We start from the raw sequence: 15,857 nt of genomic DNA on the forward strand, positions 1-15,857 counted from the left end.
TATTTGTGATTCCGATCACAGTTGTTAATACCTATAATTAATTGCTAGCAAATAATTAACAAAACTGACGAGTACTTTTCTATGGCTGAAACAAAAACTAAACAGCCGCGTCTACTGGTGACATTAACAGCCGCGTTTGCCGCATTCTGCGCGCTGTATTTGTTAATCGGTGGCGTATGGCTGGTCGCGATTGGCGGCTCCTGGTACTACCCGATTGCGGGTCTGGTTATGGTTGGCGTAACCGTCCTGCTTTTACGCAGAAAACAATCTGCTCTGTGGCTGTACGCAGCGTTACTGCTCGCAACCATGATCTGGGGCGTCTGGGAAGTCGGGTTCGACTTCTGGGCGTTGACGCCGCGCAGCGACATTCTGGTCTTCTTCGGTATCTGGCTGATCCTGCCGTTTGTCTGGCGTCGTCTGATCGTCCCTTCCAGTGGGGCCGTGGCCGGTCTGGTCGTTGCCCTGCTGATTAGTGGCGGCATCCTGACCTGGGCCGGTTTTAACGACCCGCAGGAGATCAACGGTACGCTGAACGCGGAATCCACGCCGGCTGCGGCTATTTCGCAGGTGGCGGACGGTGACTGGCCTGCTTATGGTCGTAACCAGGAAGGTCAACGCTACTCCCCGCTGAAGCAGATCAACGCGGACAACGTGAAAAACCTGAAGGAAGCCTGGGTATTCCGTACCGGCGACCTGAAGATGCCAAACGATCCGGGTGAGCTGACCAACGAAGTGACCCCGATTAAAGTGGGCAACATGCTCTACCTGTGTACGGCGCACCAGCGTCTGTTCGCGCTCGACGCGGCTACCGGTAAAGAGAAATGGCACTTTGATCCACAGCTGAACTCCAACCCGTCGTTCCAGCACATTACCTGCCGCGGCGTCTCTTACCACGAAGCGCGCGCCGATAATGCCAGCCCGGAAGTCATTGCCGACTGTCCTCGCCGCATTATGCTGCCGGTGAACGATGGCCGCCTGTTTGCCATTAACGCTGAGACCGGCAAGCTGTGCGAAACCTTCGCCAATAAAGGCATTCTGAATCTTCAGACCAACATGCCGGACACCACGCCGGGCCTGTATGAGCCGACCTCCCCGCCAATCATCACCGATAAAACCATCGTGATTGCCGGTTCGGTAACGGATAACTTCTCTACCCGTGAAACCTCCGGCGTTATCCGTGGTTTCGACGTGAACACCGGTAAACTGCTGTGGGCCTTCGACCCGGGCGCGAAAGATCCTAACGCGATCCCATCGGATGAACACACCTTTACCTTTAACTCACCGAACTCCTGGGCACCGGCAGCGTATGACGCGAGGCTGGACCTGGTCTACCTGCCGATGGGCGTGACCACGCCGGATATCTGGGGCGGTAACCGTACGCCGGAGCAGGAACGTTACGCCAGCTCCATCGTGGCGCTGAACGCAACAACCGGTAAACTGGCATGGAGCTACCAGACCGTTCACCACGATCTGTGGGATATGGATATGCCGTCCCAGCCGACGCTGGCGGACATTACCGTTAACGGTAAAACCGTACCGGTGATTTACGCCCCGGCGAAAACCGGTAACATCTTCGTGCTTGATCGTAGCAACGGTAAGCTGGTTGTTCCTGCGCCGGAAAAACCGGTTCCGCAGGGTGCGGCCAAAGGCGACTACGTCACCAAAACGCAGCCGTTCTCTGACCTGAGCTTCCGTCCGAAGAAAGATCTCAGCGGTGCAGACATGTGGGGTGCCACCATGTTTGACCAGCTGGTATGCCGCGTGATGTTCCACCAACTGCGCTACGAAGGGATTTTCACCCCGCCGTCAGAGCAGGGTACGCTGGTCTTCCCGGGTAACCTGGGGATGTTCGAATGGGGTGGGATCTCCGTTGACCCTAACCGTCAGGTCGCCATCGCTAACCCAATGGCGCTGCCGTTCGTTTCCCGCCTGATCCCTCGTGGTCCGGGTAACCCAATGGAGCAGCCGAAAGATGCGAAAGGCAGCGGTACCGAAGCCGGTATCCAGCCACAGTATGGCGTTCCTTATGGTGTGACCCTGAATCCGTTCCTGTCTCCGTTTGGTCTGCCGTGTAAACAGCCTGCCTGGGGTTATATCTCCGGTCTGGATCTGAAGACCAACAAGATCGTCTGGAAGAAACGTATTGGTACGCCACAGGACAGCATGCCGTTCCCGATGCCTGTTCCAGTGCCTTTCAATATGGGTATGCCAATGCTGGGTGGCCCAATCTCCACCGCCGGTAACGTGCTGTTCATCGCGGCAACCGCAGATAACTACCTGCGCGCGTACAACATGACCAACGGTGAGAAACTGTGGCAAGGCCGTCTGCCAGCCGGTGGACAGGCAACGCCGATGACCTATGAAGTGAATGGCAAGCAGTACGTTGTCATCTCTGCGGGTGGTCACGGTTCGTTTGGCACGAAGATGGGCGACTATATTGTCGCGTATGCACTGCCTGACGACGCTAAGTAACGAAAAAGCCCGGTGGCGCTAACGCATACCGGGCCTACGGGTGCCCTATGTAGGCCGGGTAAGGCGAAGCCGCCACCCGGCTTTTTTTATACGGTAAAACCGAGCATCATCCCCGTATCTTCATGCTCCAGCAGATGACAGTGGGCCATATAGGCAAACTCTTTCGGCGCCTCGTGGTCAAACTTCACCAGCACCTCGCTGACGCCGCCTTCCACCCTCACCGTATCTTTCCAGCCCGCACGATGCGCCTCCGGCGCTTTACCATTTTCAGACAGAATACGGAACTGCGTGCCGTGGATATGGAACGGGTGCAGCATCATGTCGCCTTCGCCTGAAATCACCCAGCGTTCAAACTGCCCTTTCGTGGCGGCGAACATGGGCGTGTTCATATCGAACGCTTTGCCGTTGATGCGGTTGGCGTTGTGGAAATCGAAACCATGGCCGCCGTGATCCATGCCGCCCATTTTACCGTGGTCCATATTCATATGGCCCATCATCTGGCCATGATGCATTCCCGCCATGGCCTGATTGCCGTACTTCTTCATCAGCGCCTGCATGCCCATCATGTCTAGCATCGGATCCATAGAAAGCTGAAGTTTACGCTGCGTAAGCCCGTCCAGCGACGGGAGTGCTGGCAGCGTGGTGAGGGTCTCCGGCAGCGTACCGGAGGCGGTGATCTGTAGCGGCTGAATGCGCAGGACCGGATGCGGCTTATCAAACGGCGCAACGGCCATCCCCATCTGGCTGACCGGCAGGGTCACCAGGTCAAACGCTTTGCCATCGCTGATATCCACCAGCACCTCGAAGCGCTCCCCCATCAGCATCGGCAGCTCGCTCACCTTCACCGGCTCCGGCAGCAGGCCGCCGTCGCTTGCCACCACGTAAAGCGGGCGTTTATCGCTGGTGGCGAAGTTCAGCGAGCGGGCGTTACAGCCGTTAAGCAGACGTAAGCGCAGCCAGCCTTTTGGCGCGGCATGCTGCGGGTAGATCGCGCCGTTGGTCAGGAGTGTATCGCCAAACCAGCCTACCGCCGCGCTCATTACGTCCAGCTGATAGTCAATTTGCCCGTCAGCGTTGAATTTTTTGTCCTGCACAATCACCGGGACATCGTCGATTCCCCACTGTTTCGGCAGGCGCAGCAGGCGGCTTTCATCGTCTTCAATCAGCACCAGGCCGGCCAGCCCCATCGCCACCTGATGGCCCGTTTTGCCATGCTGATGCGGGTGGAACCAGCAGGTCGCCGCGCGTTGTTCCGGAGTAAAGGTTACGCTGCGTTTACCACCAGGCCTGATAATGCCCTGAGGCCCTCCATCCACTTCGCCCGGGACTTCCAGCCCGTGCCAGTGCAGCGTGGTCTCTTCCGCAAGCGTGTTATGAATGTCTACCGTCACCGCCTTCCCTTTGCGTAACTGCAACGCCGGGCCGAGCAGATTGCCGTTATAGCCCCACGTCGTGGCGGCGTGCTGACCGAACGTGGTTTTACCGGCCTGCACCACAAGCTGAATGCGGCTGCGGGCATCTGCGGCGAGTAATTCAGGAATGGGTAAAGCCGGTCTGTCGGCGGCAAAAACGGCGCGGCTCCAGAGAGGTAACGCGCTGGCAACCCCCAGTGCGGCAGAAAATTTTAAAAAATCACGACGTTGCATGTGCATTTCCTTATTTCCAGCAGGCGATCTTTTGAGCATAAACCCTCCCCTTACCGGAAGGTCAAGCACGGCGGCAATAATAAAGATCGTCGGCCTGGCATCAAGTATGCTAACGTTAATTTTCCGTGATGCAGTGGTAAAGGCAATGAAGACGTTTTTCAGAACAATTTTGTTCGCCAGCCTGATGGCGATGTGTGCGAACAGTTACGCGCTAAGTGAAAACGAAGCGGAAGATATGGCCGATCTGACGGCAGTTTTTGTTTTTCTGAAAAACGATTGTGGTTACCAGAATTTACCCAATGGGCAAATTCGTCGCGCACTGGTCTTTTTTGCCCAGCAGAACCAATGGGACCTCAGCAACTACGACAGCTTCGACATGAAGGCGCTCGGTGAAGACAGCTACCGTGATTTAAGCGGTATTGGCATTCCCACTGCTAAAAAATGCAAAGCGCTGGCTCGCGATTCACTCAGCCTGCTCGCCTACGTGAAGTAACCTTCCCGACGCCCCTTGTTGACCCGTTAACCGCCTCACGGCGGTGTTGTGTTGCGCCCATCTGCCGGATGTAATGGATGTTAACGAAGGAGGTGCTCCCCATGACCGAAAAAACGGTATGGCAAGAAACGCTGCATGACCAGTTTGGTCAGTATTTTGCCGTGGATAACGTGCTCTATCATGAGAAAACCGATCATCAGGATTTGATAATCTTCGAAAACGCCGCCTTTGGCCGCGTGATGGCGCTGGACGGCGTGGTGCAAACCACCGAGCGCGACGAGTTTATCTATCACGAAATGATGACCCACGTCCCGCTGCTGGCCCACGGCCACGCGAAGGACGTGCTGATTATCGGCGGCGGCGACGGCGCGATGCTGCGTGAAGTCTCTCGCCATCAGAATGTCGAAACCATCACCATGGTGGAAATCGACGCCGGTGTGGTGTCGTTCTGCCGCCAGTATCTGCCCAACCATAATGCCGGCAGCTATGACGATCCGCGGTTTAATCTGGTTATCGATGATGGCGTCAATTTTGTTAACCAGACTACGCAAACGTTTGATGTCATTATCTCTGACTGTACCGACCCTATCGGTCCGGGCGCGTCGCTGTTTACCTCGTCGTTTTACGAAGGCTGCAAGCGCTGCCTGAAGCCTGGCGGAATTTTTGTGGCGCAAAACGGTGTTTGCTTCCTGCAACAGGATGAAGCACTTGATAGCCACCGTAAGCTGAGCACCTATTTTGCTGACGTCAGCTTCTACCAGGCGGCGATCCCCACTTACTACGGCGGGATCATGACCTTTGCCTGGGCGACGGATAACGACGTTCTGCGCCATCTCTCTACCGAGATCGTGCAGGCCCGCTTCCACCAGGCCGGACTCCAGTGCCGGTACTACAACCCGGCGATCCACACCGCAGCCTTTGCGTTGCCTCAATATCTGCAAGACGCGCTGTCCTCAAAGGAGGTGAACTAATTGAAAAAGCTTAAACTGCATGGCTTTAACAATCTGACCAAAAGCCTGAGTTTTTGTATTTACGATATCTGCTACGCCAAAACAGCAGAAGAGCGCGATGGTTACATCGCCTATATCGATGAACTCTACAACGCCAACCGTCTGACCGAGATCCTGACAGAGACCTGCTCGATTATCGGCGCGAACATCCTGAATATCGCGCGCCAGGATTATGAGCCTCAGGGTGCGAGCGTCACCATTCTGGTGAGTGAAGAGCCGGTTGACCCGAAGCTTATCGACAAAACCGAGCACCCCGGCCCGCTGCCGGAAGTGGTAGTCGCCCACCTGGATAAAAGCCACATCTGCGTGCACACCTACCCGGAAAGCCACCCGGAAGGCGGGCTGTGTACCTTCCGCGCGGATATTGAAGTGTCGACCTGCGGCGTGATTTCACCGCTGAATGCGTTGAATTATTTAATCCACCAGCTGGAATCCGATATCGTCACTATTGATTATCGCGTGCGCGGTTTTACCCGTGATATCAACGGCATGAAGCACTTCATTGATCATGAGATCAACTCCATTCAGAACTTCATGTCCGAGGACATGAAGTCGCTGTACGACATGATGGATGTGAACGTCTATCAGGAGAATATCTTCCATACCAAGATGATGCTTAAAGAGTTCGATCTTAAGCACTATATGTTCCATACCAGGCCGGAAGATTTAAGTGACGAAGAGCGTAAGGTCATTACCGACCTGCTCTGGAAAGAGATGCGCGAAATTTACTACGGCCGTAACATTCCGACCGTGTAAACGTGATCCGGAGCAGGGACGCTTCGGGGAGTTACTTCTGTTTCATAAAATCGCGGTAGGCGTTCAACACGCTCAGGAAGTCTTCCACGCCGCACAGCGACAGGCTCTCTTCGTCGTAGTAACTCATTCCCTCTTCCATCTCATCACCCGAGAACTCAAGTTGGTTGGCGCGCACCATCACCTCTTCGCCATCCATCCAGAGCGTGTATTCGTGCCCGGCGCGTTGCCAGGAGCGTTCACTGCCTTTCACCGTTTCCGCCGCCTGTTCGACTTCATCCAGCAGCGCGAGGTTCTCTTTCACCTCTTCGTTAAACCAGTGTCCAACGGCTTCGTGCCCCATCGACATTCGCACTTTCACCACGCCGGTGATGTCGCGCAAAAATTCGTAATCCATAGCGTTTTCCTCTGCAAAGCCATTAGGGTAATTATCGCAGCAGAGAGGAAGAAAAAAAGCGGGAGAGGCGGGAGGAATGAAAATAAAAAACCCACCGACCTTGCGATGGGTTTTGTAGGCCCGGTAAGCGTAGCGCCACCGGGCAATGGGTCAGGTGCGGAGCGGTCTGGTGCCCTCACCCCCAGCCCCTCTCCCACGGGAGAGGGTAGCATTTATACTGCGGTCTGGAAGATCACCCCGTCAGCCTTCTCGGTGTACTGAGAGAGCTGGTCGAAGTTCAGATAACGATAAGTATCCACCGCCGTCTTATCTACCTGAGCCACAAAGGTCTGGTACTCTTCCGGCGTTGGCAGTTTGCCAATCAGCGCCGCAACCGCCGCCAGCTCCGCAGAGGCCAGGTAAACGTTCGCCCCGGTTCCTAAACGGTTAGGGAAGTTACGGGTTGAGGTGGAAACCACCGTCGCACCGTCGGCCACGCGCGCCTGGTTGCCCATACACAGGGAACAGCCAGGGATTTCAATACGCGCCCCGCTCTTACCAAACACGCTGTAGTAACCCTCTTCGGTCAGCTGCGCCGCATCCATACGGGTTGGCGGCGCCACCCACAGACGGGTCGGCAGCTGGCCTTTGTGGGTATCCAGCAGCTTACCGGCAGCACGGAAGTGGCCGATGTTGGTCATGCAGGAGCCGATGAACACTTCGTCGATCTTATCGCCCTGCACGTCAGAGAGCAGACGCGCATCGTCCGGATCGTTAGGCGCACACAGGATTGGCTCTTTGATATCCGCCAGATCGATCTCAATCACCGCCGCGTACTCTGCGTCAGCGTCGGCTTCCAGCAGCTGCGGATCCGCCAGCCATTTTTCCATACCCTGGATACGACGCTCCAGCGTACGACGGTCGCCGTAGCCTTCCGCTATCATCCACTTCAGCAGCACGATGTTGGAGGTCAGATACTCAATAATCGGCTCTTTGTTCAGCTTGATGGTACAGCCCGCCGCAGAACGCTCGGCAGAGGCATCGGTCAGCTCGAACGCCTGCTCCACTTTCAGATCCGGCAGACCTTCAATTTCCAGAATGCGGCCAGAGAAGATGTTTTTCTTGCCTTTCTTCTCGACGGTCAGCAGACCCTGTTTAATGGCATACAGCGGGATCGCGTGCACCAGATCGCGCAGGGTAATGCCCGGCTGCATTTTACCTTTGAAGCGCACCAGCACCGATTCCGGCATATCCAGCGGCATCACGCCGGTCGCTGCGGCAAACGCCACCAGACCGGAACCCGCCGGGAAGGAGATCCCGATTGGGAAACGGGTATGGGAGTCACCGCCGGTACCGACGGTATCCGGCAGCAGCATGCGGTTCAGCCAGGAGTGGATAACGCCGTCGCCCGGACGCAGGGAGACACCGCCACGGTTCATAATGAAGTCAGGCAGCGTGTGGTGCGTGGTTACGTCAACCGGCTTCGGATACGCCGCGGTGTGGCAGAAGGATTGCATCACCAGATCGGAAGAGAAGCCCAGGCACGCCAGGTCTTTCAGTTCATCACGGGTCATTGGGCCAGTGGTGTCCTGAGACCCCACGGAGGTCATTTTCGGTTCGCAGTACGCGCCAGGACGGATACCAGTGACGCCGCAGGCGCGACCCACCATTTTCTGCGCCAGAGAGTAACCGCGGTTGCTCTCGGCCACGTCTTTCGCCTGACGGAATACGTCACTGTGCGGCAGACCCAGCGCTTCACGCGCTTTGGTGGTCAGGCCACGGCCGATGATCAGCGGAATACGGCCACCGGCACGCACTTCGTCGATCAGCACGTCGGTTTTCAGTTCGAAGCTGGCCAGCAGTTCGTTGGTTTCGTGGTTGCGCACTTCGCCTTTATACGGGTAAACGTCAATCACGTCGCCCATGTTCAGGTTGCTCACGTCCACTTCAATTGGCAGCGCGCCCGCATCTTCCATGGTGTTGAAGAAGATTGGCGCAATTTTGCCGCCGAGGCACAGGCCGCCGCCGCGCTTGTTCGGCACGTGCGGAATGTCGTCGCCCATGAACCACAGCACGGAGTTGGTGGCGGATTTACGGGAAGAACCGGTACCAACCACGTCACCGACGTAAGCCAGCGGGAAACCTTTTTGTTGCAGGGCTTCGATCTGTTTGATCGGGCCAACCACGCCTGGCTGATCCGGCTCAATGCCTTCACGGGCGTTTTTCAGCATCGCAAGGGCGTGCAGTGGGATATCCGGGCGAGACCATGCATCCGGCGCCGGAGAAAGGTCATCGGTGTTGGTTTCACCGGTCACTTTAAAGACGGTAACGGTAATTTTTTCAGCAAGCTGAGGGCGGTTCAGGAACCATTCGGCATCGGCCCAGGACTGCATCACCTGCTTCGCGTAAACGTTGCCTGCTTTGGCTTTTTCTTCCACATCGTAGAAGTTATCGAACATCAGCAGCGTTGAAGAGAGCGCTTTGGCAGCAATTGGCGCCAGCTTGTCGTTATCCAGCGCGTCAATCAGCGGATGAATGTTATAGCCGCCCTGCATGGTGCCGAGCAGTTCAATCGCTTTTTCAGGAGTAACCAGTGGGGAGGTGGCTTCGCCTTTGGCAACGGCGGCAAGGAATCCGGCTTTTACGTAGGCAGCTTCATCTACGCCAGGCGGTACACGGTTGATCAGCAGATCTAACAGGAATTCTTCTTCGCCCTCAGGCGGGTTCTTCAGCAGCTCGACGAGCGCGGCCATTTGGGTTGCATCTAACGGTTTGGGTACAATTCCCTCGGCGGCACGTTCTGCTACGTGCTTACGGTATTCTTCTAGCACGACGGTTCTCCTCGCTCTCATTGTCATATGCGGCGGGCGTTCTCTTCACGCTCCTGTGAGACAGCAGTTTGTAGGGTAAATGCCCGATACCGCGTCGGGCAGCATAGCAGGATTTCTGCACAGTGTTAATCTGTTTACAAAAAAGCAACATTAAAAAATTTGCTGAATCGTTAAGCATGGTATAGCACCCCGTCACCGGGCCCGAAAGCAGTTCCGTAAGTTTGTCGCCACCCCAGCAGCTAGCTGCTGGCCGCTCGCAAGAGCGGCCTTCTGAATGTCCGTCGCCTGCTCAGCCATCCGATATAATTGTGTAATAAATACTCACACTCTTTATCCGGATGCTTCGGAGGTTTTCCCAACAAAAGTCAAAACTGTAAAACACGGGTGAATGATACTCGCGGCAACAGCAACGCCTCACGGCACTGCACTCGTCTCGTTGGAGTCAATCTATGAAGTTGCCTTTTAAACCACATCTTCTTGTTCTGCTTTGCAGTGCGGGGCTGTTTGCCGCCTCGGGCGTCATGTTCGTTAAAAGCCGCGCAACGGAACCCGCTCCCGCACTTGCGCCGGTAGCCCCGCAGCTCCCCGCCCCGACAGCACAACCTGCCCCGGTGGCGACTCCGGCCTATAGCGCCGCGCAGATCGATCAGTGGACAGCGCCCATTGCGCTCTACCCCGACGCGCTGCTGTCGCAAATTCTGATGGCCTCAACCTATCCGGCGAGCGTGATTCAGGCCGCCCAGTGGTCAAAGGACAACCCTAAAATGCAGGGCGATACCGCCATTCAGGCGGTCAGCGGGCAGCCATGGGATGCCAGCGTGAAATCGCTGGTCGCCTTTCCGCAGTTAATGTCGTTGATGGGAGAAAACCCGTCGTGGGTACAGAGCCTCGGCGACGCCTTTCTGGCCCAGCCAAAGGATGTGATGGATTCCGTGCAGCGTCTGCGCCTGCTCGCGCAGCAGACAGGCACGTTGCAATCCACCCCGCAGCAGACCGTCACCACCGTGAAAAAATCTGCGCCAGCCTCCACCAGTACAGCCGCGACGTCAACGTCGGCTAGTCCGACGGTGATTAAAATTGAGCCAGCCGATCCACAGGTGGTTTATGTCCCTACCTACAACCCTTCCACCGTTTACGGCACGTGGCCAAACGCCAGCTATCCGCCTGTGTATCTGCCCCCGTCTCCCGGCCAGCAGTTTACCAATAGTTTTGTCAGAGGCTTTGGCTATAGCCTCGGCGTAGCCACCACCTATGCGCTGTTCAGTAACATCGACTGGGACGATGACGACGATCATCATCACGATCATGATGACGATCACCACGGCGGTTATTCGCATAACGGCGATAACATTAATATTAATGTTAATAACTTCAATAAGATCACCGGCGAGCACCGTACCGATAATCATCAGGTCTGGCAGCATAATCCGACCTACCGCAACGGCGTGCCCTACGCCAATAGCCAGCTTGCCAGCCGCTATCATCAGACTTCAGTGCCGGGCGGGCTGAGCGCTACCCGGCAGCAGCCGGTCAACCGCGATAGCCAGCGGCAGGCCGCGATGGCGCAGGTACAGCAGTCGACGGGCAAAACCCTCACACAGCTACAGCATGGCGACGCGCATTTCCCGCAACATTCAGCGTCCGCGCAGCAGCTAAAGCAGCTCTCTCAGCGCAGCAACTATCGCGGCTACGACAGCGCGCGGCCCCACGCACAACAGATGAATAATACTCTTGCGCAAACCAGACGCCCGACGCAGGTTCAGCATCAGCCGCTGCGGGCAAACGCCCTGAGCGGCAACGACAGCCGCTCGGCCAACTGGCAGGCCCAGCACCAGCGCGGGCTGGAAAGCCGCCAGCAGCTGTCCGAACATCATACCGAACACCGTGAATTCCATCGTCGTTAAGGAAGCCGCTATGAACATGAAACCGATCGGTGGAATGCTGTTGTTGATGGTATCCACCTTCGCCTGCGCCCAGCAATCTTTCTCCACGCCTGAGCAGGCGGCCAATGCCCTGACGAAGGCCATCAGCGAGCAGAATGAGAGCGCGATGGCCGACCTGCTGGGGGATAACTGGCGCGACTATCTGCCACCTGAAGGGGTTGATCCGGAGGCGGTAGCTCGATTCCTGCGTGACTGGAAGATTAACCATCGTACCGAAATCAGCGGCGATATCGCCCATCTGTCAGTTGGCGATAACGGCTGGCAACTCCCCATACCGGTAGTGAAGAAAAAAGAGGGCTGGCAATTTGATATGCAGAAAGCGGCTAATGAGATCCTGACCCGCGAAATCGGCCGCAACGAACTCGCGGCTATCGGAGCGCTGCACGCCTACGTCGACGCACAGCAGAGCTACTACGCCATGAACCATCGCTATGCGCACAAGATTGTCAGCACACCAGGGCTAAAAGACGGCCTGTACTGGCCCATCTCGCCGGGCGAAGCGCCAAGCCCGCTGGGTCCCGCCTTCAGCCCGCCGGAGCCTGGTATGGGCTATCACGGTTATCGGTTCCGCATTCTGCCGGATAAAAATGGCTTTGCGATGGTTGCATGGCCCGTGAGCTATGGTCAGACGGGGGTAATGAGCTTTGTCGTTAACCAGGATGACAAGGTGCATCAGGCAGACCTCGGCAACGATTCGGCACAAAAAGCGCAGGCGCTCGCTGCATACCACCCGGATAAAACCTGGCAGCCTGTCACCCCCTGAACGCGGCGCATAAAAAAAGCGGCCTCAGGCCGCTTTTTTCATCTGAAGAAACTTATTTCTTCTTCGCTTTCGCGTTTGGCAGGTCGGTGATGCTACCTTCAAACACTTCTGCCGCCAGGCCCACGGACTCGTGCAGAGTCGGGTGAGCGTGGATGGTCAGCGCGATGTCTTCCGCGTCACAGCCCATTTCGATAGCCAGACCGATTTCACCCAGCAGCTCGCCGCCGTTGGTACCGACAATCGCACCACCGATCACGCGGTGAGTCTCTTTGTCGAAGATCAGTTTGGTCATACCGTCTGCGCAGTCGGACGCGATAGCACGGCCAGAAGCAGCCCACGGGAAGGTGGCGGTTTCATAGCTGATGCCTTTCTCTTTCGCTTCTTTCTCAGTCAGACCGACCCATGCAACTTCTGGCTCGGTGTAGGCGATAGATGGGATCACTTTCGGATCGAAGTAGTGCTTCATGCCAGCGATAACTTCAGCGGCAACGTGACCTTCGTGAACACCTTTGTGCGCCAGCATTGGCTGACCGACGATATCGCCGATAGCAAAGATGTGCGGCACGTTGGTGCGCAGCTGTTTGTCAACGCGGATGAAGCCACGGTCGTCCACTTCCACGCCAGCTTTGCCCGCGTCGAGGTTTTTACCGTTCGGCACACGGCCGATAGCCACCAGCACGGCGTCGTAACGCTGTGGTTCAGATGGGGCTTTTTTGCCTTCCATGGAAACGTAAATACCGTCTTCTTTCGCTTCAACGGCAGTCACTTTGGTTTCCAGCATCAGGTTGAATTTCTTGCTGATGCGTTTGGTAAAGACTTTAACGATGTCTTTGTCGGCAGCCGGGATAACCTGGTCGAACATTTCAACCACGTCGATCTCTGAACCCAGCGCATGGTACACGGTACCCATTTCCAGACCGATGATACCGCCGCCCATAACCAGCAGGCGCTTAGGAACGGTTTTCAGCTCCAGCGCATCGGTGGAATCCCACACGCGTGGATCTTCATGTGGAATGAATGGCAGTTCGATTGGGCGAGAGCCTGCCGCGATGATCGCGTTGTCGAAGTTAATCACGGTTTTGCCGTTTTCGCCTTCCACTTCCAGGGTGTTCGCACCGGTGAATTTACCCAGACCGTTTACCACTTTCACCTTACGGCCTTTGGCCATACCCGCCAGACCGCCGGTCAGCTGAGTGATAACTTTCTCTTTCCAGGTACGAATTTTGTCGATGTCGGTTTTCGGCTCGCCGAAGACGATACCGTGTTCAGCCAGCGCTTTGGCTTCTTCGATAACTTTCGCTACGTGCAGCAGCGCTTTAGAAGGGATACAGCCGACGTTCAGACAAACACCGCCGAGGGTGCTGTAACGTTCTACGATGACGGTTTCCAGACCTAAATCCGCGGCGCGAAATGCTGCGGAGTAACCTGCCGGGCCTGCCCCAAGTACTACGACCTGAGTTTTGATTTCTGTGCTCATCATGACCTCTTAATGTATACCCGTCGTCCACCGGGTCGTTCTATCCGCCCGTATTTTACAAAATTGTTAACAATTTTGAAACAACAAACGGCTCACGAATTATCGCTTTCACCAATAACCTCAAAAACCCCATGAGATTATCAGAAAAAAGCCGGCCGACTGGCCGGCTTTTCGATTACATCACCAGGCGGCGAATGTCGCTCAGCATGTTGTTGATGATGGTGATGAAACGCGCACCATCAGCCCCGTCGATCACGCGGTGGTCGAAGGACAGAGAGATTGGCATCATCAGACGCGGCACGAACTCTTTGCCATTCCACACCGGCTCCATCGCGGACTTGGACACACCGAGGATAGCCACTTCCGGCGCGTTCACAATCGGCGCGAAGTGGGTGGTACCCAGGCCGCCGATGCTGGAGATAGTGAAGCAGCCGCCCTGCATTTCGCCGGCAGTCAGCTTACCATCACGCGCTTTTTTGGAGATGGTGGTCAGTTCACGGGACAGCTCAGTGACGCTCTTCTTGTTCACGTCTTTGAAGACCGGAACAACCAGACCATTTGGCGTATCAACCGCAACACCGATGTTGATGTATTTCTTCAGCGTCAGCTTCTGGCCGTCTTCGGACAGGGAGCTGTTGAAGCGAGGCATCTGCTCAAGGGCAGCGGCAACCGCTTTCATGATGAAGACCACTGGAGTGAACTTCACGTCCAGCTTACGCTTCTCAGCTTCGGCGTTCTGCTGTTTACGGAACGCTTCCAGATCGGTGATATCGGTCTTATCGAAGTGGGTAACGTGCGGGATCATTACCCAGTTACGGCTCAGGTTCGCACCCGAGATTTTCTGGATACGGCCCAGTTCCACTTCTTCGATTTCACCGAACTTGCTGAAGTCTACTTTCGGCCATGGCAGCATGCCCGGGATACCGCCACCGGCAGCAGCAGGTGCAGCTTCGGCGCGTTTCACCGCATCTTTCACGTAAGCCTGAACGTCTTCGCGCAGGATACGGCCTTTACGACCAGTGCCCTTCACTTTCGCCAGGTTCACACCGAATTCGCGCGCCAGGCGACGAATCAGCGGAGTCGCGTGGACGTAAGCGTCGTTTTCAGCGAACTCAGATTTTTCTGCTTTAGCAGCAGGGGCAGCAGCCGGTTTAGCAGCCTGAGCCGGTGCAGCAGCCGGTGCCGGTGCAGCAGCCGGTGCCGGCGCAGCCGCGGCAGCTGGAGCGGCGGCAGGTGCTGCGCCTTCCACTTCGAAGACCATGATCAGAGAGCCGGTAGATACTTTGTCGCCGGTGTTGATTTTGATCTCTTTAACGGTACCGGCGAACGGCGCAGGCACTTCCATAGAAGCTTTGTCGCCTTCAACGGTGATCAGTGACTGTTCAGCGGCAACTTTGTCGCCCACTTTTACCATCACTTCGGTCACTTCAACTTCGTCACCGCCGATGTCCGGTACGTTAACGTCTTTCACGCCGCCAGCAGCCGCTGGTGCAGCAGCCGGAGCCGGAGCAGCTTCCGCTTTCGCTGGAGCCGCAGCGCCTTCAGCGCCCGCCACTTCGAAAATCATGATCAGGGAACCCGTAGACACTTTGTCGCCGGTGTTGATCTTGATCTCTTTAACGGTACCCGCGAACGGTGCCGGCACTTCCATAGAGGCTTTGTCGCCTTCTACGGTGATCAGTGACTGCTCGGCCGCAACGGTATCGCCCACTTTCACCAGGATTTCAGTGACTTCAACTTCGTCACCGCCGATGTCAGGCACGTTCACTTCTTTCGCTGCCGCGGCCGCTGCTGGAGCAGCAGCAGGAGCGGCTTCTTTCTTCTCTTCCTGCGCAGGTGCAGCAGCTGCTGCACCGTCGGCGGAATCGAAAATCATGATCAGTTTACCGGTCTCGGTTTTATCGCCAACAGAGACTTTGATCTCTTTAACGATGCCAGCCTGAGGAGACGGGACTTCCATAGAAGCTTTGTCGCCTTCTACGGTGATCAGCGACTGTTCAGCTTCAACTTTGTCGCCCACTTTGACCAGGATCTCGGTGATTTCAACTTCATCAGCCCCGATGTCCGGTACATTGATTTCGATAGCCATTATT

General features: G+C 56.2%; 11 protein-coding genes. 6 read left to right on the forward strand and 5 right to left on the reverse strand.

Annotated elements, in window-relative coordinates; all coding sequences use genetic code 11:
* Positions 1-81: 81 nt before the first annotated feature.
* Positions 82-2,472 carry a glucose/quinate/shikimate family membrane-bound PQQ-dependent dehydrogenase gene (locus SK54_RS19545; protein WP_048247811.1) on the forward strand — a complete coding sequence of 797 codons (2,391 nt, stop codon included), beginning with the start codon at positions 82-84 and terminating at the stop codon, positions 2,470-2,472.
* Positions 2,473-2,558: 86 nt separating this feature from the next.
* On the opposite strand, the gene cueO is transcribed toward SK54_RS19545, so the two are convergent.
* Positions 2,559-4,118 (reverse strand): multicopper oxidase CueO, encoded by a 1,560-nt coding sequence (gene cueO, locus SK54_RS19550; RefSeq protein ID WP_032652587.1) that lies wholly within the window; start codon positions 4,116-4,118, stop codon positions 2,559-2,561.
* A gap of 145 nt (positions 4,119-4,263) precedes the next feature.
* Between cueO and SK54_RS19555 the strand changes: the two genes are divergently transcribed.
* From SK54_RS19555 to speD, 3 genes are all read left to right on the forward strand, one after another.
* On the forward strand, positions 4,264-4,611 hold the full coding sequence (locus SK54_RS19555) for a YacC family pilotin-like protein (protein ID WP_003856306.1): 348 nt from the start codon (positions 4,264-4,266) through the stop codon (positions 4,609-4,611).
* Positions 4,612-4,712: 101 nt separating this feature from the next.
* The gene (gene speE, locus SK54_RS19560; protein WP_015572694.1) at positions 4,713-5,582 is read left to right on the forward strand and encodes a polyamine aminopropyltransferase; all 870 of its coding nucleotides are present in this window, start codon (positions 4,713-4,715) and stop codon (positions 5,580-5,582) included.
* Positions 5,583-6,377, forward strand: a complete 795-nt coding sequence (gene speD / locus SK54_RS19565; RefSeq protein WP_017694500.1) for an adenosylmethionine decarboxylase — start codon at positions 5,583-5,585, stop codon at positions 6,375-6,377.
* A gap of 31 nt (positions 6,378-6,408) precedes the next feature.
* Here the strand turns inward: speD and yacL are convergent, their stop codons facing one another.
* Positions 6,409-6,771, reverse strand: coding sequence for a protein YacL (gene yacL / locus SK54_RS19570; RefSeq protein WP_017694501.1), 363 nt, complete (start codon positions 6,769-6,771; stop codon positions 6,409-6,411).
* 212 nt (positions 6,772-6,983) lie between these two features.
* A complete protein-coding gene (acnB, locus tag SK54_RS19575; protein WP_017383766.1) occupies positions 6,984-9,581 on the reverse strand; it encodes a bifunctional aconitate hydratase 2/2-methylisocitrate dehydratase in 2,598 nt (865 codons plus the stop codon).
* Positions 9,582-10,030: 449 nt separating this feature from the next.
* On the opposite strand from acnB, the gene SK54_RS19580 reads away from it, so the two are divergent.
* Together SK54_RS19580 and SK54_RS19585 are read left to right on the forward strand one after the other, a co-directional pair.
* Positions 10,031-11,485 (forward strand): DUF3300 domain-containing protein, encoded by a 1,455-nt coding sequence (locus tag SK54_RS19580; RefSeq protein WP_048247813.1) that lies wholly within the window; start codon positions 10,031-10,033, stop codon positions 11,483-11,485.
* A 10-nt stretch (positions 11,486-11,495) separates the two neighbouring features.
* A complete protein-coding gene (locus SK54_RS19585) occupies positions 11,496-12,287 on the forward strand; it encodes a DUF2950 family protein (RefSeq protein WP_047717362.1) in 792 nt (263 codons plus the stop codon).
* Between the two features lie 52 nt (positions 12,288-12,339).
* On the opposite strand, the gene lpdA is transcribed toward SK54_RS19585, so the two are convergent.
* On the reverse strand, positions 12,340-13,764 hold the full coding sequence (gene lpdA, locus SK54_RS19590) for a dihydrolipoyl dehydrogenase (RefSeq protein ID WP_003856313.1): 1,425 nt from the start codon (positions 13,762-13,764) through the stop codon (positions 12,340-12,342).
* A gap of 175 nt (positions 13,765-13,939) precedes the next feature.
* Positions 13,940-15,853 carry a pyruvate dehydrogenase complex dihydrolipoyllysine-residue acetyltransferase gene (gene aceF, locus SK54_RS19595; RefSeq protein WP_048247814.1) on the reverse strand — a complete coding sequence of 638 codons (1,914 nt, stop codon included), beginning with the start codon at positions 15,851-15,853 and terminating at the stop codon, positions 13,940-13,942.
* Between the last annotated feature and the right edge of the window lie 4 nt (positions 15,854-15,857).

This window comes from Enterobacter sp. MGH120 (assembly GCF_001037725.1).
In the GTDB taxonomy this organism is placed as follows: domain Bacteria; phylum Pseudomonadota; class Gammaproteobacteria; order Enterobacterales; family Enterobacteriaceae; genus Enterobacter; species Enterobacter hormaechei_C.

Coding starts and splice junctions, on each gene's coding strand:
- lpdA (WP_003856313.1), bottom strand. CDS start 13,764: ATGAGCACAGAAATCAAAACTCAGGTCGTAGTACTTGGGGCAGGCCCG.
- SK54_RS19545 (WP_048247811.1), top strand. CDS start 82: ATGGCTGAAACAAAAACTAAACAGCCGCGTCTACTGGTGACATTAACA.
- cueO (WP_032652587.1), bottom strand. CDS start 4,118: ATGCAACGTCGTGATTTTTTAAAATTTTCTGCCGCACTGGGGGTTGCC.
- SK54_RS19555 (WP_003856306.1), top strand. CDS start 4,264: ATGAAGACGTTTTTCAGAACAATTTTGTTCGCCAGCCTGATGGCGATG.
- yacL (WP_017694501.1), bottom strand. CDS start 6,771: ATGGATTACGAATTTTTGCGCGACATCACCGGCGTGGTGAAAGTGCGA.
- SK54_RS19580 (WP_048247813.1), top strand. CDS start 10,031: ATGAAGTTGCCTTTTAAACCACATCTTCTTGTTCTGCTTTGCAGTGCG.
- aceF (WP_048247814.1), bottom strand. CDS start 15,853: ATGGCTATCGAAATCAATGTACCGGACATCGGGGCTGATGAAGTTGAA.
- SK54_RS19585 (WP_047717362.1), top strand. CDS start 11,496: ATGAACATGAAACCGATCGGTGGAATGCTGTTGTTGATGGTATCCACC.
- speE (WP_015572694.1), top strand. CDS start 4,713: ATGACCGAAAAAACGGTATGGCAAGAAACGCTGCATGACCAGTTTGGT.